Annotated in this window: 24 protein-coding genes; 4 read left to right on the top strand and 20 right to left on the bottom strand. The window is 68.2% G+C overall.

All coding sequences use genetic code 11. The annotated features are described in order from the left end of the window. From MKW14_RS40275 to MKW14_RS40250, 6 genes are all read right to left on the bottom strand, one after another. Positions 1-1,237: Kelch repeat-containing protein (locus MKW14_RS40275; RefSeq protein WP_240871630.1), on the bottom strand; the 1,237-nt coding region annotated here is incomplete at its 3' end. Next, complete coding sequence (locus MKW14_RS40270; protein ID WP_240871629.1) at positions 1,237-1,680, bottom strand: hypothetical protein; 444 nt, start codon at positions 1,678-1,680, stop codon at positions 1,237-1,239. The genes MKW14_RS40270 and MKW14_RS40275, both read right to left, overlap by 1 nt. Positions 1,681-1,816: 136 nt before the next feature. Then, positions 1,817-2,701, bottom strand: coding sequence for a hypothetical protein (locus MKW14_RS40265; protein ID WP_240871628.1), 885 nt, complete (start codon positions 2,699-2,701; stop codon positions 1,817-1,819). Next, a complete protein-coding gene (locus MKW14_RS40260) occupies positions 2,698-3,186 on the bottom strand; it encodes a hypothetical protein (protein WP_240871626.1) in 489 nt (162 codons plus the stop codon). Before MKW14_RS40260 ends, MKW14_RS40265 begins: the two co-directional genes overlap by 4 nt. Before the next feature lie 2 nt (positions 3,187-3,188). After that, the gene (locus tag MKW14_RS40255) at positions 3,189-3,707 is read right to left on the bottom strand and encodes a ribosomal protein S18 (protein WP_240871625.1); all 519 of its coding nucleotides are present in this window, start codon (positions 3,705-3,707) and stop codon (positions 3,189-3,191) included. Positions 3,708-3,943: 236 nt separating this feature from the next. Next, complete coding sequence (locus tag MKW14_RS40250; RefSeq protein WP_240871623.1) at positions 3,944-4,171, bottom strand: helix-turn-helix domain-containing protein; 228 nt, start codon at positions 4,169-4,171, stop codon at positions 3,944-3,946. Positions 4,172-4,490: 319 nt separating this feature from the next. Between MKW14_RS40250 and MKW14_RS40245 the strand changes: the two genes are divergently transcribed. Together MKW14_RS40245 and MKW14_RS40240 are read left to right on the top strand one after the other, a co-directional pair. Then, positions 4,491-4,997: a hypothetical protein gene (locus MKW14_RS40245; RefSeq protein WP_240871621.1), complete on the top strand. Its 507-nt coding sequence runs from the start codon at positions 4,491-4,493 to the stop codon at positions 4,995-4,997. A gap of 133 nt (positions 4,998-5,130) precedes the next feature. Beyond that, positions 5,131-5,895: a restriction endonuclease gene (locus MKW14_RS40240; protein ID WP_240871618.1), complete on the top strand. Its 765-nt coding sequence runs from the start codon at positions 5,131-5,133 to the stop codon at positions 5,893-5,895. 36 nt (positions 5,896-5,931) lie between these two features. Here the strand turns inward: MKW14_RS40240 and MKW14_RS40235 are convergent, their stop codons facing one another. The 12 genes from MKW14_RS40235 to MKW14_RS40180 all read right to left on the bottom strand — a co-directional run bounded on the left by MKW14_RS40235 (position 5,932) and on the right by MKW14_RS40180 (position 12,961). Next, positions 5,932-6,861, bottom strand: a complete 930-nt coding sequence (locus MKW14_RS40235; RefSeq protein WP_240871615.1) for a hypothetical protein — start codon at positions 6,859-6,861, stop codon at positions 5,932-5,934. Between the two features lie 64 nt (positions 6,862-6,925). Further along, positions 6,926-7,543: a hypothetical protein gene (locus tag MKW14_RS40230; protein ID WP_240871613.1), complete on the bottom strand. Its 618-nt coding sequence runs from the start codon at positions 7,541-7,543 to the stop codon at positions 6,926-6,928. Positions 7,544-7,556: 13 nt separating this feature from the next. Continuing rightward, the gene (locus tag MKW14_RS40225) at positions 7,557-7,850 is read right to left on the bottom strand and encodes a hypothetical protein (RefSeq protein WP_240871611.1); all 294 of its coding nucleotides are present in this window, start codon (positions 7,848-7,850) and stop codon (positions 7,557-7,559) included. A 77-nt stretch (positions 7,851-7,927) separates the two neighbouring features. Then, positions 7,928-8,158, bottom strand: a complete 231-nt coding sequence (locus MKW14_RS40220; protein ID WP_240871609.1) for a hypothetical protein — start codon at positions 8,156-8,158, stop codon at positions 7,928-7,930. Between the two features lie 13 nt (positions 8,159-8,171). Then, positions 8,172-9,839: a hypothetical protein gene (locus tag MKW14_RS40215; RefSeq protein ID WP_240871605.1), complete on the bottom strand. Its 1,668-nt coding sequence runs from the start codon at positions 9,837-9,839 to the stop codon at positions 8,172-8,174. A 64-nt stretch (positions 9,840-9,903) separates the two neighbouring features. Continuing rightward, complete coding sequence (locus MKW14_RS40210) at positions 9,904-10,278, bottom strand: hypothetical protein (protein ID WP_240871603.1); 375 nt, start codon at positions 10,276-10,278, stop codon at positions 9,904-9,906. Beyond that, positions 10,268-10,546, bottom strand: a complete 279-nt coding sequence (locus tag MKW14_RS40205; protein WP_240871602.1) for a hypothetical protein — start codon at positions 10,544-10,546, stop codon at positions 10,268-10,270. Before MKW14_RS40205 ends, MKW14_RS40210 begins: the two co-directional genes overlap by 11 nt. A 67-nt stretch (positions 10,547-10,613) precedes the next feature. Next, positions 10,614-11,138 carry a hypothetical protein gene (locus MKW14_RS40200; protein ID WP_240871601.1) on the bottom strand — a complete coding sequence of 175 codons (525 nt, stop codon included), beginning with the start codon at positions 11,136-11,138 and terminating at the stop codon, positions 10,614-10,616. Further along, a complete protein-coding gene (locus tag MKW14_RS40195) occupies positions 11,135-11,398 on the bottom strand; it encodes a hypothetical protein (RefSeq protein ID WP_240871600.1) in 264 nt (87 codons plus the stop codon). Before MKW14_RS40195 ends, MKW14_RS40200 begins: the two co-directional genes overlap by 4 nt. Positions 11,399-11,540: 142 nt before the next feature. Then, positions 11,541-11,879, bottom strand: coding sequence for a hypothetical protein (locus tag MKW14_RS40190; protein ID WP_240871599.1), 339 nt, complete (start codon positions 11,877-11,879; stop codon positions 11,541-11,543). Further along, positions 11,876-12,148, bottom strand: coding sequence for a ribbon-helix-helix domain-containing protein (locus MKW14_RS40185; RefSeq protein ID WP_240871598.1), 273 nt, complete (start codon positions 12,146-12,148; stop codon positions 11,876-11,878). Before MKW14_RS40185 ends, MKW14_RS40190 begins: the two co-directional genes overlap by 4 nt. 207 nt (positions 12,149-12,355) lie before the next feature. Further along, positions 12,356-12,961 (bottom strand): hypothetical protein, encoded by a 606-nt coding sequence (locus MKW14_RS40180; RefSeq protein WP_240871595.1) that lies wholly within the window; start codon positions 12,959-12,961, stop codon positions 12,356-12,358. 62 nt (positions 12,962-13,023) lie between these two features. Here MKW14_RS40180 and MKW14_RS40175 point away from each other — a divergent pair, with 62 nt between their 5' ends. Then, positions 13,024-13,704, top strand: coding sequence for a hypothetical protein (locus MKW14_RS40175; RefSeq protein WP_240871593.1), 681 nt, complete (start codon positions 13,024-13,026; stop codon positions 13,702-13,704). A 74-nt stretch (positions 13,705-13,778) separates the two neighbouring features. Then, a complete protein-coding gene (locus tag MKW14_RS40170; RefSeq protein WP_240871592.1) occupies positions 13,779-14,492 on the top strand; it encodes a hypothetical protein in 714 nt (237 codons plus the stop codon). 369 nt (positions 14,493-14,861) lie between these two features. Here the strand turns inward: MKW14_RS40170 and MKW14_RS40165 are convergent, their stop codons facing one another. Both MKW14_RS40165 and MKW14_RS40160 read right to left on the bottom strand, forming a co-directional pair. After that, the gene (locus MKW14_RS40165; RefSeq protein ID WP_240871589.1) at positions 14,862-15,413 is read right to left on the bottom strand and encodes a hypothetical protein; all 552 of its coding nucleotides are present in this window, start codon (positions 15,411-15,413) and stop codon (positions 14,862-14,864) included. Positions 15,414-15,897: 484 nt separating this feature from the next. Further along, on the bottom strand, positions 15,898-16,392 hold a 495-nt coding region (locus MKW14_RS40160; RefSeq protein ID WP_374116666.1), incomplete at its 5' end, for a hypothetical protein.

Here is a 16,392-nt window from a genome sequence, read left to right as displayed (position 1 = left end):
TTAGGGGGTCGGTCTCGCCCTCGATGGTGATGATCGCGGAGTCGGTGACCACCGTGTTCCAGCCCGGCTGATACGCGGCGATGGGCACTACCAGGTCGGGGCCCTGGAACCAGGTACCGATCGACCCATCCGCCTTGATCCGCGCGACCCAGACGCTGCCGGAGACGGTCTGTGTGCTGTCGATGCCTCCGCCGACGATGAGCCAGCCGTTGACGACCCCGATCACCAGGCGGGCGAGGGGAACGGGCAGCGGTGGCCCAGCCACCCAGGCGTCGAGCTGGCCGTTGTTGACGTTGGCGTAGTAGATGTTGTTGACGGTCGTCGTGCCGTCCGACTTGATGCCACCGGCGCAGTAGACGACGTCGTTGTACGTCGTGGCGCTGACCGCGTAGACCGAGAGCGGGTAGGCGTTCTGAGAGGTCCAGGAGGCCATGACGCCGGTGGTGGGGTCCCAGCCAGCCGCCCACACCGCGGTGGTGATGGCAGAGGGAGAGGACGTGGTCAGCCCCGCGACGTAGACGACGGCGTTTGAGGTGGCGGCGCAGGCGCCCTGCCAGGTGGCCACCGGCAAGGGCGGCTGCGGGATGGGGGAGCTCACCACGCCGGTGCCCTGGTACTGAAGACTGGCGACGTTGTTGACGGGAACGTTCGACGTCTTGTCGTAGCCGCCGACGTAGGTGACGTAGTCGCCAGAGGTGAACGGGGACGAGAAGTCGGCGGCGCCGTTCGTGTTGACGGCGGGCGAGGCCCAGAACACCTGCGTACCCGCCCCGGCGTTCGAGAGCGTGTTCTGCCCGGCGGTGATGAGCTGGCCGTCGTCGTCGTTGACGCCGAGCTGCGCCCCCTGTGAGCTGATCCACGTGGAGGGCACGTAGGTGGAGGTAAGCACGTTGCTCAGGTTCGGGTTGCCGCTGCCGTCGTCCGGGCACAGGCTGACGATCATGTCGTTCCCGTTCCCGTTGGTCCGCACGGCGAGCTGCACGCGGCCGAGCGCCGTCTGAGCGGCCGTCATGACGAACGGCTGGCTCAGGTCGTTGTCACTCGCGTTGACCCACTGGAAGTTGGTGCCGGAGCTGAAGGCGGTGCCGCCGTACCGCAGGATGCGAAGGCCGTGGTAGATGACCTGCGTCTCGGAGGTGCCGAGGAACTGGTTCAACTGGTTGGCATAGTTCGTGGCGTTGAAGTTGCCGGGGAGGCCGTTCTCAGCCGCGGACGCCGTGGGGTTGAAGTCAGCCATCAGTCCTCCAGCAGCGCTTCGAGCTCGTCCACGATGGACGGCAACTCGTCTGCCTGCAACGCCAGTTCGATGCGCAGCCTGAGTGCCTTCGCCTGGTGCAGGGCGGTCTTGCTGTTTGCCTGCTTCGCCTTGAGCGTGTCGAGGGTCTGCTGAGCGGCGAGCCAGTTGACCTTGGCGGCACGCGCCTGGGTCACGGCGTGATACGCGGCAACCTCACGGTCGACGTCACTGCGGAAGGAGACAGCGTCCGGGCCGTCACCGGTGACGGTGCGGGCGTTCGCGTCGGCCATCGAGAACACGCGGGCGACCTGGGCGAGGTCCTGCTCTGCCTCCGCGATCTGCTTCTCAAACTCACGGCCGTCGAACTCAGCGCCCAGGACCCAGTTCTCAGCCTGGGCGAGGTGGCCGGCCAACTGGTCTCGGCGGGTGGGGGTGGTGGTCATCGTGGTCTCCCGAGGGGGTGGCGCCGTTCCCGTCCCGCTGCCGAAACGGGACGGGAACGGCTTCTCGTGGCCGTCTGTCGGGGGGCCACGTATCCGCGGGACGGAGTGAATGGGGCTCCGTCCCGCGGACGTCTCATCAGGTGGGTGGCCTCACCGCGAAGACGGCAGAGGTGGGGTTGGCCGGCCGCAACGGGTGGCCGGGGGCGGGCATGCGGCGGTCGAAGGAACGCGCGAGAAGCTCCTTGTCGTGCTCCTCGATCGCGGTGGCCTGGACGTGACGGGTAAGCCCGGTCTTCTGGGCCGCGTCCTGAACGAGGCCAGCGGTAACCGCCATGCCCTGCTTGTCCATCTCCTGGCCCCAGAGAAGGCGCCGGACGCCGTCGAGCAGGGCGGTGTAGGCGGACGTGGGAGCCTTCGGCGGGTTCTTCACCAGGCTGTAGGCCGCTGCCTCCGCGACCTCTCGCGACCGGACCAGGTCACGCGCGGCAACGAGCTGCCGCTCCAGGGACTCGTGGTGAGCCTTGGCGCCCTCCGCAGCGGCCTGGAAGCGACTGGCGACGTCGGCGGCGGCGCGAGCCCGCACCAGGCGGTCGGTCTGCTCGCTCGCGCTGAGGCCCTGGTGCTGACCGTCCCGCTCCGCCTCGGCGGCCAGGCGGTGGTTCTCCGCGGCGTCGCGGGCCTCGTCCTCAGCCTGGCGCTCGGCCTGAATCGCGGCTTCTACAGCCTCAACGAGGTGGGCCTCCGACAGGCGGGCCTCGTCGCCGAGCCCGTCGACGGCCTTGGCTGCCTTCCGCAGCTCGGCCTTGTACTCCATGCGGTCCGCCTCATCCAGGAGGTTGGCGGCCAAAAGGTGAAGCTGAATCACCTGGCGACGGAGGACGGAGGGCGCCACGACGTCGGTGACCTGCTGGGTGCTGAGAAGCTGCGCGACGGTGGCCTTGGCCGCGTCGTCGCTGATCCCGTTCGCCACCTCGTCGGCGAACGCGTCCAGCAGCTGCTTGACGATCGTTTCGTCGCTCATCGGTGACCCCCGGTGTTGATCGGCGCGGTGTGGAACGGGACCTGCCCGGGGGCGTGAGCCTGCGGGAAGGCGTGGGTCGGCGCCCGGTGGTTCTGCGCCTGGACACTGGCGGTGCCGGGCTCGAACGTCGGCCCGGCGGGGGCAGGCGCCTCGGTGGTCGAGAGGCTCGCCAGGTGATGCGGCATGACCGCGTGGTGCTGCGCGGCGTACATGTGGCCGGCCAGCGCCTGGGTGATCGGGCCGCTTCCCTGAACGGTCAGGCTGGCGCGCGGGGCGAACGCGCCCTTGAAGGCGCCGTTCTCGCCCTTGTCGTCCGTCTCGTCGTCGGTGTCGTCGGCGGCGAGCAGAGGCGCGGTGCCGAGCCGGGCGGGCACGTGACGCGTGCTGCCGTCGTCGTTCTCGACCTCGCGGACGAGACGGCCCTTCAGGGCGTCTGCCTCCGCGACGGCGTCCCGGGCCTGCTGGGTGACGAGTCCGATCATCACGATCACCGACCCTTCGTGGTGTGGTTGTTGAGCGCGTTCCACGTCGCCTCGCGGATGGCCGGGTCGCTGTGGTAGCGGGCGTCTGAGAGGTCGTGAATGGCGGAGAGAACCAGCGTGGGGTCCGAGGTGCTCGGATCACCGAAGGGCTGTTCGTCGGGAACCGAGGCCGCCTTGGCGACGGGTGTGCCGAACCGACGGCTGAACTCGGCCTGCCACGCGCGCTCGCGGGCGGCCGGATCGGGGTCGTCCAGGCTGGCGAAGTTCAACGGGTCCGGCAGCCTCTCGGACGGTGTCTCACTCACGCTCTTGGCGAGGAACGCCGGGGCGGGAACGCTTGGTGCGGCCTCGTTCTTCGCGACGGCGCCACCAGCGATGGGAAGCGCGGTGCCGCAGTCGGTGCAGAACCGGTCACCCGGCTTGCCCTTGCCGCAGCCGTTCACGCAGCGAAGGAGCGCGTTCTTGATCGCCTTCGTGATGAGGCGCTGGCGCTTGGCCACGACGCCTGTCTTGTTGCTGCTCACTGAGTCCCCTCTCACCGTCTAGCGGCGGGGTCGTGCTGGGGTTGGGGTTGGCTCCTGCGCTCGTCGCGTCTCGCTCACCGGCACCGCCAGCGATCCCGGCACCACCGGGAGACGGGACTCGTTGGAACCGTTTCGGCGGCTCTTCACCACCGGTTGCTTCTTGGCGCCACAGGCGCAGTAGCGGGCGCGGCTCGTGCTACGCCGGGTGCCGCAGCCCTTGGGGCACTTGAGACGGCTCATGTCGCGGGCACCGCCCTCGACTCATCGCCCTGGCCAGCCAGCTTGGTGACGACGGGCGTCAACGCCTTCTGGACGCTTTCGGCGGTGATGAACAGCGGCCGGCCGCGCCCCGCACCGCGAGGGCGAACGACCTCTAGCTCACCGTCCTTGCACATCCGAGCGACGGTCGACAGCGACAGGTGCAGCGCACCCGCTGCCTGTTCCCTCGTCATCAGCTTTGTCATGTTCTGATCATATTTTGGGATGATCGAGAAGCCCAGTGAACCTACTTGACACACGACTGGTGACGCGGCCGACAGCCGCCACTCGCTCGCACGCGAGTCACACCCTGGCCACGCTTGTGACCTCAAGCGCGAACCGGAAAAACCGCGTAAAACGTCGCCACGGCGACGATGACCCAGCGCCAAGCGTCCGTCGCAAGACAGCTCGGCTCTTGTATCGGTCAATATCGGGGCGTACAGTGACACGGCTGCCCAGAAGAGGCAGTGACGCCGCCCGTCGGGGGATGGCGTCTTCAACGTCCTATCGGAGGACAAGATGGCCTTGAGTAAGATCGCGCGCGATTTCGCGCGCGAGATCAGCAATCACGACTGGTCCGACGCGCCCTATCGGCGCGACCGCGCGGGCCACAGCCGCACCGGCGACACCAACCGCGGCGACGACGTTCTCACCGACAAAGAGACGGACGCCGTTCGCACCAACGTGATGTGGGTGACGGCGCAAGTGCTCGGGTACCAGGACCCGAACTTCGACGTCTACGAGTTCGCTGAGGCGTGCGGCGTGAACACGCGGACGCGCAGCGGACGGCAGGACGGGAGCATCCGAGCCGGCGTACGGGAGCAGTACGGTCGCTACGCCCGCCCCGGCTCCTGGGAGTTTGACCCCGAGCTCGTCACCACGGAGACGAGCGACTTCTACCACCGCAGCGTCGACTGCGAGTGGTTCCGTCGGGGTTACCGCGGTGGCGAGCTGCTGACCTTCCCGCTGGACGGTGAGGTCCCGCCCAGGTGGAATCCGTGCGTCAACTGCATTCCGGTGGCTCAGGCCTGAGCACTCGTACGCATGCTGACCCCGTCCCGCTTCGAGAGCGGGGCGGGGTCTGACCTCGTCACTGCTCGCGAACTCAACCGGCACTGATGGTCAAGACGGGCACGGTGTCAGTGCTGGTCGTTACGCTTATCGCGTGGCAGATGACGCATACATGCCGTACGACGACATGACGGACACCGCCTTCGAGGAGTTCTGCTTCGAGCTGATGCAGGAGCTCGGGTTCGTGAACGTCGACTGGCGCAAGGGCACCGGCCTGAACGCGAGCCCGTCTGACAGCGGCCGGGACATCGTCGCCGAGCGGCACATCACGGACGTCGACGGCTCGGTTCACGTGGAGCGGTGGTTCGTGGACTGCAAGAAGTACACGAAGGGCGTCCCGCCGGACAAGATCACCGGTTTGCTCGCCTGGGCCACGGCGGAGCGGGCGAACGTCGCCCTCGTCATCGCCAGCAGCTACCTGTCCAACCCCTGCAAGGACTTCATCAAGACCTACGAGGAGAACAACCGCCCGCCCTTCCGCGTGAAGCACTGGGAACGCCCGCAGCTCGCAAAGTTGCTTGAGGGACGAGAGGCGTTTATCGCCCGCTACGTCGACGCCCGGCCCCGCACGGAGGCGGAGATCATCGCGGCGGAGGAGATGCGGAACGACAAGCTCTGGTACTACCGCAAGGAGGTCCTCATCAACCGGATCGAGACCGGCCAGCGGGAGCCGTTGGAACCTCAACTCGATCAAATGATGAGAGACGCGATGCGACAGACGGAGAAGCAGTACGCCGACGACCCCGACTTCATCATCGCCGCCGACGACCACGAGATGTGGAACCTGGCGTACCTCCAGGGGGAGCTGTCGGCGCTGCGCTGGGTTCTCGGGGACGACTGGAACAACGGGGACAGCTGATGATCAGACCGGCGACACACGTACCCCTCTGCGGGCTCAGCCGGGTCTCGTCTCGCCCAGACGAAGGTTCTCAGCCTCCGATACAACGGACTTACCAGAAAGCATCCTGACGATCTCAGACACGACGTCGTTGTTAACGTGTCCTAGATTCAGTCCGGCCGCGCTGAATTCCTCAGCCCCTGTAAGGGTCAGATGGCACATCGGGCAAAGCAACCCGTTGACTGTGTATCCCCCCGAGTTGTTTGCGCTATGCCTCCCATTCATAAGCACCTTCGCTTGCCCATCACATGCCGGACACGTGGTGATGGCTTCAACGAGAAGATGTTTCTCCTCCGTCATCAGTGCCATGGCGAACGTGTTGCGCTGGGTCTCCTGGAACCTCTTAAGTGCGTCGTCAGGTAGTCCCTCGAAGCGATCCTGAAAGACGTTTCGTGCTTTCTGAACACGCAGCTGCACGTCGCGTTCCAGGTCGGTACGTGCCTCATCGAGGGCAAGGCGGATCGTCTCCGCCCACCGTTCCCAGAACGCGTTTTCGTCCTTTCCGAGGTCGATGAGCAGCGCCTCCGCCGTCCGAACCAAGGCGGGCAACAGCTCCCGGCCCTCGTCGCCCTGTGTGGAGTGAGCGACACCGTTTCGCAGCTCAATGAGGTCATCAAGTCCCTCGTCGCTCAGCAGGACGTCCAGCTTGCGAAGGCGCGCGATGGCCTCGCCGGCCCCAACCGTATGCACTCGGCTCTCGCTCGGTTTCACGCCAGTGAGATGGAAGAGGGCATCGACCTTGCCCCTCATCTCCAGTAGGAGCGCAGGGTTCTTAGCCGCCAATGCCGCCTTGGCGAGCCGCTCGACCGCCACACCACCGTGCAGCGCGAACAGTTCATGATCGGAGCGATCGTGAGCGGCCATAGCCAGGTGAGCGAACCTCCGTGCACCGGCGAGGAGGTTCTCCACGGAGAGCGTGTCGTCCATGCCCCTGACGGTAATGCAACTGCCATGGGCGTACGACTGGTTATGGTTCATCCTGAGACGGCCGTCAGCCGATCGCCACCCACGGACCGCCGAACGCCGTTGCCGCGTTGCTCGACGGGGTGATGGACGCGGGCAGCGACGTCTGACTGGTCCCGTTCGTGGCGTAGCGGAGCGTGGCGGCGGTCAAGCCGATGTTGGTCACCGTGCCGACACCGGTGGTGCCAGCGCCACGCGCCACGCTCGGCGGGGTTGTCGCGTTGTAGACCTGCGCGACCCAGTACATGCCGCCAGCAGTGACAGCGGTGGAGGAGACGGTGGCGGTGATCAGCCCGGTGGACGTAATCAGCGAGTCCACGTTGACGGTCGCCAGGCGCGTGCCGTCGGAGCCATACAGGCCCATGAAGTTCTGGCCGGCGGTGATGCTGGACGCAGCCGCGTTGAAGTGGGCGTAAAGCTTGGTCACGTTCGCCGACGCGGCGACGTAGACGGCGGTGAGGTAGATGACCCCCGACGAGAGAACCGTGGAGTTCACGTTGTGCGTGGGGTCGTAGGCCCAGGCGACGAGCCCGTGGTTGGCCGGGGTGTCCTCACCGAGGGCGTGACCAGCGACGGACCAGCTCCCGCCGACGGTGCCGTTACCGGCGATCACCGCGCCGCTGAACTGAGCGGGATACAGAGGCATCTTTCGTTCTCCCTTACCAGCTCGTCAGACGAGCGAAGCCGTTCGCGCTGTCCCAGATCCCGTCGACCTGGCCGACGTAGAGGGGCTGCGGGAACTCGTAGTAGGCGCCGGGGGTGAGCTTCACGGTGAAGCTCGTCGTCGACGCCGTGGCGCCGAACTTGACGTAGAGCGTCTGGGCGGAGTCGTTGAGGATGGCGCGTCCGCTGCCACCGCCAGCAGCCGGGAACAGGTTCACGTTCGTGGCGCTCGACGGGACGGGGATGAGGTTGGCCACCGTGATGGCCGAGTTGGGCTGAGGGATGGGCACGAGCTTGTCTCCTGGTCAGGATGTCCGCTGGCGACGGACGAGTGTGCGGTGGGAGGAGGGGGCCCCACCCGTGGCGGTCAGGCCGGCGACGGCTGGTCTGGCGACGCGGTTGGAGAGGTCGACGACGCGTCGCCACCGTGGGAGTGGGAATGCGAGTGACCGTGAGCGAGCTGGTCCTCCAGCTCCTGGATCCGCGCCTGTTGCTTGCGGATCATCAGCTCCGCCACGGCTCGGTCGCACGGCGCCGGGAACAGCTCCTTGACGACGGCGAGGATCTCTTCCGGGGTGGCACGTATGGGTTGCTGCATGGCTGACTCCTGATCAGGTGATCGTGGCGTAGACGGGGACGAAGCCGAGGCTGGCGCCAGCGGCGTCAAAGACCTCGATCTTCTTGGTGAGAGTGCCGACGGCCGTGGCTGACGCGGAGTTGCCGACTCCGAGCCCGAGAGCCGCGATGACCATGTCGTCGCTCTTCAGCTTGTTGGCGGCCGAGCGGTAGAGGTTCACGTCCCGGCCCCCGGCCCCGCCGTCGCCCAGCTCGATCTTGCCGTCGCCGAAGATGACGATGCGGCCCGAGGAGTCCCCAGAGACGCGGCCGTCGAAGTAGCGGTTGGCGGTGGCCCCGATGGTCGACGCGTAGGCGGCGAAGCTGATCGTGCTCGTCGTGGTCTGCAACGCCTCAACGGTGTGACGAGAACCGGCCTCGGTGACGTCCAGGCGCGCGGCGGGGGCCGTGATGTTGCCGATCCCTACGGCGCCGGTGGAGCGCTTCACGAAGACGGGGCTGTCGACGAACACGCCGCTGTCGCTGTAGCGGTTGACGCGGAAGTCGGTGCCGACGTTGGAGCCGGACTCGGCGGTGCCGTCCGCCTGCAGGCCCCAGCGCTTGCCCGTGGCGCTCGCCCCGCTCACGACCAACACGTCATCGGTGAAGTACAGGTTCTTGGTGATGCCCGCGGCGGCGGCCATGTACATCGCGCCGTTGTCCTGGGCCACGACGACGTCAGCGGCGTTGAACTTGGCGATGGTGCGGTCCATGCCGAAGACGCCGGTCGTGGGGTCCCAGATGCGGAACTCAAACCGGGTCTGAAGGTTCTTGGCGGTGTCCGGGACCTCCACCGACCAGTGGCCGTGCACCGACGCGTGGTCGTTCGCCTCGTAGTGCGCGCCCATCCAGAACCAGGCGGTGTCCGCCGTGGCCGGGTTGCCGCTGCCGTCGTACGACGTGGGCCCGTACCAGGCGATCATCTGCTTGGAGTCCCAGCGCCGCGAGAAGATGCGCAGCACCTCGCCGTAGCTGGCGTATGAGCCGGTGGGGTTGGTCTGCTGCGCCCGCTGGTACGACTGGAGGTTCAGCCGGCCCGTGGAGTCGAAGGTGTTCTCCCCGCCGGTGTAGTCCGACTCCAGGAACAGCGAGTAGTCGGTGAGGGAGCTGTCGGTGGGGGCACCCGGGGTGACGTCGATGATGAGGTTCCCCGTCAGCGTGCCCCCGGCGACCGGCAGGGCGTGGCCGTCCACGTACGCCTTCGTCGTGGGGTCGGTCGCGTTGACCGGGGTCGGAACGGTCACCTCGCCCTGGAAGACGTTCGTGCCGGTCCAGGTGTTGGCGCCGGTAAGAGCGCCATACGTCAGGACCGTGGGCGCAACCGTCTGGCGCGGCAGGCTCGCGAGGTTGACGGTGCCCGTGCCGGTGGGCTGGATGTAGTAGGTGCTGCTTGCTCGGCCGGTGCGGGTGTCGACGCGGTACGGGAAGTCCTCCGTCACCTGGTACGCCCAGCCGGTCGGGGTGACCCCCGCCGCGTCACAGGGCAGGAGGTTGACGCTGAAGGCGCCGTTGCTCACCGTGACGACCACGGGAACCTGCGGCAGAACCATCTGGGTGGCGGTGTCGACGAGCTCCGCGTCTGGCTGAAGCGTGAGCTGGCCGTTGGCGGGCTCGCCGGTGGCGTCGGTGAAGGTACCGACCAGGGTGAGGGAGGGCAGGATCATGGGCCGTTCTCCGTGCTGACGAGCGGTATCGGGGTGGCGGTGGCCGGCCAGGGCGAGGGGGCGCTCACGCGGTCACCCCCGCAAGCGGCAGGCCCTCGCAGGTCCGAGAGGGGCAGCGACTGACCGCGAGCGGCTGCGGGACGGCAGGGTCAGGGGTTTCACCCAGGCTGAGGCGGCGGGCCAGCGAGAGGGGCACTCGGGCCCGCAGCTCCCGCCAGGCGCACGGCAGTTGGTTGAGCGTGGCTAGGGTTGTCCGCGCGGCCTCGTCGCCGTGGCCGGCCGCCGCCAGAAGCAGGTTCACCGCCGCGGCCTCGGCGGCGCGCGACTCCACGGGGAGACCGGTGGAGCCCGCGAGGACCTGGCGGCGGACGCGGTCGAGACCCTCCACGCGGTCGACGGTGGCGGGCGGGGGCGGCGTGGTGGTGCGGTCAGTCTTCATCGGGGTCGAGCCCTTCGAGGTCGGGCGGAAGGGAGCGGCCACCGAAGCGGTGACCGCCGAAGCGCAGGGGCGGCACGTACGGCACCGAGAGGTCGTCAGGGGGTGGCTTCCGCTGGGGCTTGGGGTGCCTGAACTGGCGGTGGACCGAGACGGCGAGATCGTCGGCGCCGTGCTCCTCGCCGCAGCGGCGGCAGACCCTCGTCTGGTCGGCCTCGCCGTGGCGCTCGGAACCCTCAGGGAAGACGCCGTGACGGAGGTACTCATGCATGGCGAGAGCCGCGTCGTCCCAGCACGGCTCGCCGCACCGCGAGCACGCCTGAGGCCGGCCGCCGTGGTCACGCACCCTCCCGGTCCCCGTGAAAGACGTGGGTGACGGAGCTGGGCCTCAAGCCGGGCGGGGCGTGACGAGTGATCCCCGACGGGGTGGGCAGCTGCCGCGGCGCGGGAGCGTCATGGTGAAGGCGGTACCGCTCGCCGTCGGGGTACGCGGCCACGTCCGTGGTGGCGTGGCCGTTCTCGTCGAGGGTGACCGTCCCGCCTGGGTCCGGGATGGCGTCGAGGAGCGTGAAGCGCCAGCGGGAGCCGTCGTAGCGGCGGGTCACCTTGATGATCGGGTCACCGCAGCGACGGCAGCGCATGACGTGGGCCGGGCACTGGTGCGTCTGGTAGATGCCCGTCCCGGTGTTCCCGACGACCGCCTCGTCGTCCTCGGTCAGGTCCACGTCGCCGACCGGCTCCGGAAGCGCCACCGCGTCCAGGTTGACGGTCCGCCAGGTGACCGTGGAGCGCGCCACGTTCACGGGGAAGCGGTAGATCTTGAGGCCGCACTTGAAGTGGGTCCGGATGACGTCGTCGCTCACGGCGTGACCTCCCCGGCATGGTGAAGATCTCGCTGCCGCTGACGCTTGGCGGCGAGGGCGCGACGGCCGGCCGCAGTTGCCTTCGCGGCGTGCTCCGGGCTGATCTGCGCGCCGACGCTGAGGTTGAGAAGCTTCTCGCCGCGCTGGCGAAGCAGAAGGGTCCAGAAGGCCTCCGCCTCGTACCGCTCCTCAAACGCCACGCCCGCCTCAAGCACGACGTACGGCGGCGGGCCGCTCAGCGACCCGAGCCACGTGGACACCGGGCGGCAGCCTCGGCCGCGCGTGGACCAGTGACTCCCGACGCGGTCGACCAGGCGCGTGGTGTGGCCGACGTAGCGAGGCCGGCCCGTGTCGGGGTCGGTAAGGGCGTAGATCGTGACGGGGCGCGGCACCGGCTTTCCCCTAGGCACGGCGGGCCTCCTCGACGGTCTTGAGCGGGAGGGAGCGCCACGCGTCGAGCAGGGCCGCCGCCTCCTGAACGTCCAGGGCGGTGACGCCCGTGGCGACCGCGTCTCCGGGCCAGGTGGTGAAGGTGGCCGCCTCGCCGTGCACGAGCGGGCTGCCGTGGGGCCGCAGCCGCACGGTGAGCGTCAGCTCGGCGGGAGCGTCGGCCCGTTCGGGGGCGTAGGCCGCTTCCGCGGCGACGACCTGGCCGGGGTTGACGGTGACGGTCTCGCCGGTCGCGGGAAGGTGGAAGACCACGGCAGCGTGGGTGACGGGGTGCGGGGCGTCGGGGTTCACTGGTTCATCTCCTCGTCGTAGCCGGTGGGACCGAGCGCGACGGCGAAGTTGAGCGGGCGCGGCAGGGAGCTGGCGGTGACGGGGTGCGCGCGGAGCCAGGACTCCAGCAGGTGACGAGCAGTGTTGGCGCGGGTGCGGCCGTCACGCTCGGCCAGGGCGTTGACCTGCGCGAGAACCTCAACCGGCACGTACGTCGTCAGGCGGACGAGGGCGCTGCCCGTGGAGCCCTTGGAGCTGGCCACCGTCGCCTCCGGGATCGTCGCGTTCATGACAAGTTGATCTTACCCAGGGTGGGCCAGTCTGTACCACATGAGAGTGATGCCTGATATGAGGTGGTCACGATGGCGACGGAGGCGAGAACGGTGGAGACGCGAGGTGGAGCGATCACGCGTGCCGCTCAACTACCGTCACACGTCTCGTCGTTCGCGGGGACGGAGTGGAGAGCATCCGGACGGAGTAGGGCAGGGCAACTACTACTACTGCTGCACCGGTCGCATCAGCTCACACGGCACCACCCACGGCTCGAAGCCGTCACGGCGGCAGGTAAGGACCAGGCGCACCGGCTTGCCAATCCACCTGGCCCGCCAGCGCGCCTCGCGGTCGTTGCCATCCCACCAAAGCGGCGACCGCGTGTGCTCCAGCGCGAGCGGCCGACCCTTGCCCACGGCGAGGGCGAACGGGGCCACCGCCTGCCCGTTCCGGTCCGCGCCGTCCGAGCCGGGCACGAACCGCAGCGGCCCCCACACCTGCGCGGACACCTGCTCCGGGGTGGGGCCGCCCGCGAGCCTGGAGGTGTAGTCCATGTCGTCGCTCTGCACGACCGCCACGCGGACCTCGTCCAGGTGGTGAAGCGTGACCGGGCCGGCCAGGTGTACGCGCAACGTGGCGCGGTTGCCCTGCTGTTGCTCGATCGTCACGCGGAACTGGGGCAGGTTCTCAGCATGCCAGCGTTCGCGCTCGATGCGGGCAACCGCGTCCGCCGTCGAGTTGGCGCGGTGCGCGGCGCGCCACGAGCCCACGGCGGCAACGGCGCTGAAGACGGCCGTCGTCCCGCCGACGATTGCGGCCCAAGGTGTTCCCATGAGGCGGGAGCGTAGCGGCAGTTGAGGCCCCAGCGGCGGGGACCTGTGGGATCATCCTCGCCATGGCAGCTGGGGGAACGAGCATCGCACCATACCTGATCACAGCGTCCTCGACGCTTGCCGGTGTGGTGATCACCTTGATTGTCTCGGAGATCCGCGAACGACGCCGGGCCCGTGAGGAACGACAGCGCGAGCGAGACCGAGTCATCGAAGACCGGTGGAAGTGGCTTCGCCAGGAGCGCCGCCAGGCCTACGCGGCGCTGGTCAGCCTCGGCTTCCAGGCTGCCGCCACGCTCCTGGAGGCGGCGTCACGCCTCCACGATCGAAAGGACCCCGACGGGGCGCTTGAGCTCTGGTCCCGACTCGATGAGCTGGAAGACGCTATCTACGCGAAGGTGGCGGACGTGCAGCTGGTCGGCAGCGAGGCCGTTCTCACGAAGGCATACGCGCTGCGCCGTTCCGCGCGGCGGACCGCGAGCCTGCTGAGCCAGAGCGTCGACGCCGCCAGGGAACACCAGTCGGACGACGACGCGGCAGACGACGGTCTGTCACCCCGAATCCGCCGCCTGTACGGCGCCACACACGACCTAGTGGAGGCGGCCACCGCGGACCTGCGCGTGTCGCTCGACGCCAGTGAGGAGGCTGGACCTGTCACGAGTGCTCGCGGCGCAGACGCGAGCGGGGACGAGGAGGCGGCTGCTCAAGCACCGCCCAACTCGCCCTCAGCCGCGGCTGATCGGTAACAAAACGGTCACTCGCGACCACTTGAAGCGCCTACGCCGCGGCAGTTGGATCGTGGGCTCGGCATACTCCTGTCATGGCCGCCCCACCCGTGATCGAACGCACCGCCACCTACCACCACACCCGCGTCGGGCGGACCGAGCTCGACAAGCTGCTCAGGGTGGCCGGCGAGGGCGCGCCCGCCGGAACGGTGTCGGTGAAGTGCACGGTCGGCAGCGTCCAGCTCCAGGAGGACACGCTCGACGACCTCATAGCCGTCCGTGCGGCGCTGCCCCACGTGTCCGACCGCACACCGTGGAACAACCTCACCCTCGAACGAGACGACGCTTCCGGGCACATCGACGTAGCGTTCAAGGACGGCGTCGTGACGGTGACCGTGCGCTCCACCGATCCCATCTGGACACACGGCCAGATGCACCGGCTCGGGGAGATCCTGGACGAGGCGCATGGCTGGCTGGCGCCGATCCAATGGCGCATGGAGGCGCTCCAGGCAAGCCTCTTGCTGGGAGTGGGCATCTACCTGTTCATCTTGGACCTGCCGGCCGACGTGATGCGAGACGGGTGGTACTACTTCAACCATGCGGCCTACAGCGTGGCGATCGTGACGGGCGTCTACAAGCTGCTGAAGATCTGGCTGCAGGTCCGGAGCATGAAGCCCGTCCTCAAGGTGACGGGCGAGGTTGAATGGGGGTCGACGTGGTCGCGGCTGACCAACGGCGATCGCATAAGCGTGGTCGGCGCGGTGATCGCGGCCCTCACGCTGCTTGCCACGGCGGCGGCGCTCTTCTGACGGAGCGCCGAGCGCGAAGGAGAGGCGAGAGCGGATGAGAGGAGGGCCGTGAGGGGCGAGACCACCTGAGAGCCCGTGAGAGCGGTGAAGCCTTGCACGCGTAGTGGCTTGGTATACCAAAACCATCAAGTCGCCTCGTGCCCCTCTCGGCCCCTCTCGATGACCCTGTGTCTGTAACCCCAGGGCGAGCAGGCGACGCGGCGAGCGGGTCACCAGGCCTGCGAGGGCAGGCAGCAACGGCCAGGGCGCAGCGTCCCGTTCGGGCGAGGCCGGCGGTGAGCGCGGCGGTCGAGAGCTGACCGTCAGAGCGACGGTTTCTTGCACGGCTGAGGCCAGGGCGCAGCACGGGCGTTGCGGTACCGCCGTGACCTACGGCCGCGGGGCCGCGCGCACCGTCTCCCGGGAGGCCGTCAGAAAGCCACGGCGTGCCATGTCCGCCGTCTCTGTGGCCTCGCGGTACGCCTCCCAGTCGGGCCACTCCTCGCTACCCGCCTTTGAGCGGACGGCGTCTCTCAGCGCACCCAGCGCGTCTGCGAGGTGAGCGGAGGCGTCATCCACGCTCTTCGGGCCCAGCAGCTCCACGCGCTCGATCGCTCGCTGCACCGTCTCGGCGATCTCGTGGGTCTCGATGTAGATCGACTTCTCGCTCTCCTCCCACCCGTCGCCCTCGAAGGTCTCCGCGTGGTAGTGCTCGCCCTCCCAGTTCTGGACCCTCTCGTTGAACCGCTTCACGCCGGTGTCCCACGCCTCCAGGAGCGCCACGTACGCCTCCTGGCGCTGCCCGCGAAGCCACTGCCCGTGCTCCACCGCCGCCTGGTCGGTGACCCCGCGTCGCCCCACGACCACGCCAGCCAGTACCCCGACCAACGCGGCAACCGCCGCGATGATGGCGGCCACGACTGTCCCCCACTGCTCTCCCATGCGGGTCATCCTGCACGGTCGGACGGTCGCCTCGCGAGGCCGATGCCTCACCAGGGCAGGGCGCAGGGCGGGAGTTGAGCGAGTGCCGTCGTGACGCCCGTGCTAGGTGGCTTCCGCCAGGGGTGATGGCTGTGCGGCCGGCCAAGGGCAACGACGTCCGTGCCCTACCCTGACCTATCCTGACCTACCTTCTCCCTATTACGGCTCCAACTAGCTCTATAGGAGGTTTGGGAGGTTCTCTCTAACCTTTTGAGTGATTCATTAGAAAAGGTAGGTCAGGTAAGTCAGGTAGGTCTATCACCAGGTCAACAGGCGTGTGGACACTGCCACGAGGTGAGTCACAAGGTAGGCCACGAGGTAGGTCACGACTGGCCGCGTCGGTGGAAACGGACAACAGCCCCACCACCTGGCGGTGGCGGGGCTGCGGGATGACTTACCTCGGCTGAAGGTGGGTCACACCGAGTGACCCACCTTCGGCGGTGACCTACCTCGGCTGGACCCTGGCGAAGGCGGGAACGGGGTTCCGGAGACCGACCCCGACGTAGAAGTAGTCGCGCTCCCCGTCGACGGTCCGACGAACCCGCTTGAGCTCCACACCCCTGGCTGCGAGCGCGATCTTCAGGTCACTGCCGAACATCGTCTCCGCCGACCGGGTGTCCTCGCCCTTGCGGCTCCACACTCGCCACCCGTCGAAGACGTCCCGGGTGCGGGTCAGCAGACTCTCATCGAGAACAACCTCTTCGTCGATGAAGACGCCCAACGGGTTCGCCTTGTCCTCCATCTCCTGCCTGGTGACCCTGGCAGCCTCGGGCTCCGTGAAGTGCCCCTGGGCTTCAAGGCGACGCATGCCCTCCATCGCCCAGTTGAGAATCCCCGCCAGCTCCAACTCCTGGGCGAGGTCGACCTTCAGGTCGGTGTCCTCCTTGCCCAGGAACGAGACCTTGGTCTCCAGGAGCAGCTGACGGCTGGTGATGGCACC

It is taken from the genome of Streptomyces gilvus (assembly GCF_022513565.1).
GTDB lineage: Bacteria > Actinomycetota > Actinomycetes > Streptomycetales > Streptomycetaceae > Streptomyces > Streptomyces gilvus.
Note: the sequence above shows the minus strand (reverse complement) of the source record. Positions and strands in the feature narration are given on the sequence as shown.

Coding starts and splice junctions, on each gene's coding strand:
- MKW14_RS40270 (WP_240871629.1), bottom strand. CDS start 1,680: ATGACCACCACCCCCACCCGCCGAGACCAGTTGGCCGGCCACCTCGCC.
- MKW14_RS40265 (WP_240871628.1), bottom strand. CDS start 2,701: ATGAGCGACGAAACGATCGTCAAGCAGCTGCTGGACGCGTTCGCCGAC.
- MKW14_RS40250 (WP_240871623.1), bottom strand. CDS start 4,171: ATGACAAAGCTGATGACGAGGGAACAGGCAGCGGGTGCGCTGCACCTG.
- MKW14_RS40235 (WP_240871615.1), bottom strand. CDS start 6,861: ATGGACGACACGCTCTCCGTGGAGAACCTCCTCGCCGGTGCACGGAGG.
- MKW14_RS40230 (WP_240871613.1), bottom strand. CDS start 7,543: ATGCCTCTGTATCCCGCTCAGTTCAGCGGCGCGGTGATCGCCGGTAAC.
- MKW14_RS40220 (WP_240871609.1), bottom strand. CDS start 8,158: ATGCAGCAACCCATACGTGCCACCCCGGAAGAGATCCTCGCCGTCGTC.
- MKW14_RS40215 (WP_240871605.1), bottom strand. CDS start 9,839: ATGATCCTGCCCTCCCTCACCCTGGTCGGTACCTTCACCGACGCCACC.
- MKW14_RS40210 (WP_240871603.1), bottom strand. CDS start 10,278: ATGAAGACTGACCGCACCACCACGCCGCCCCCGCCCGCCACCGTCGAC.
- MKW14_RS40205 (WP_240871602.1), bottom strand. CDS start 10,546: ATGCATGAGTACCTCCGTCACGGCGTCTTCCCTGAGGGTTCCGAGCGC.
- MKW14_RS40185 (WP_240871598.1), bottom strand. CDS start 12,148: ATGAACGCGACGATCCCGGAGGCGACGGTGGCCAGCTCCAAGGGCTCC.
- MKW14_RS40180 (WP_240871595.1), bottom strand. CDS start 12,961: ATGGGAACACCTTGGGCCGCAATCGTCGGCGGGACGACGGCCGTCTTC.
- MKW14_RS40175 (WP_240871593.1), top strand. CDS start 13,024: ATGGCAGCTGGGGGAACGAGCATCGCACCATACCTGATCACAGCGTCC.
- MKW14_RS40170 (WP_240871592.1), top strand. CDS start 13,779: ATGGCCGCCCCACCCGTGATCGAACGCACCGCCACCTACCACCACACC.
- MKW14_RS40165 (WP_240871589.1), bottom strand. CDS start 15,413: ATGGGAGAGCAGTGGGGGACAGTCGTGGCCGCCATCATCGCGGCGGTT.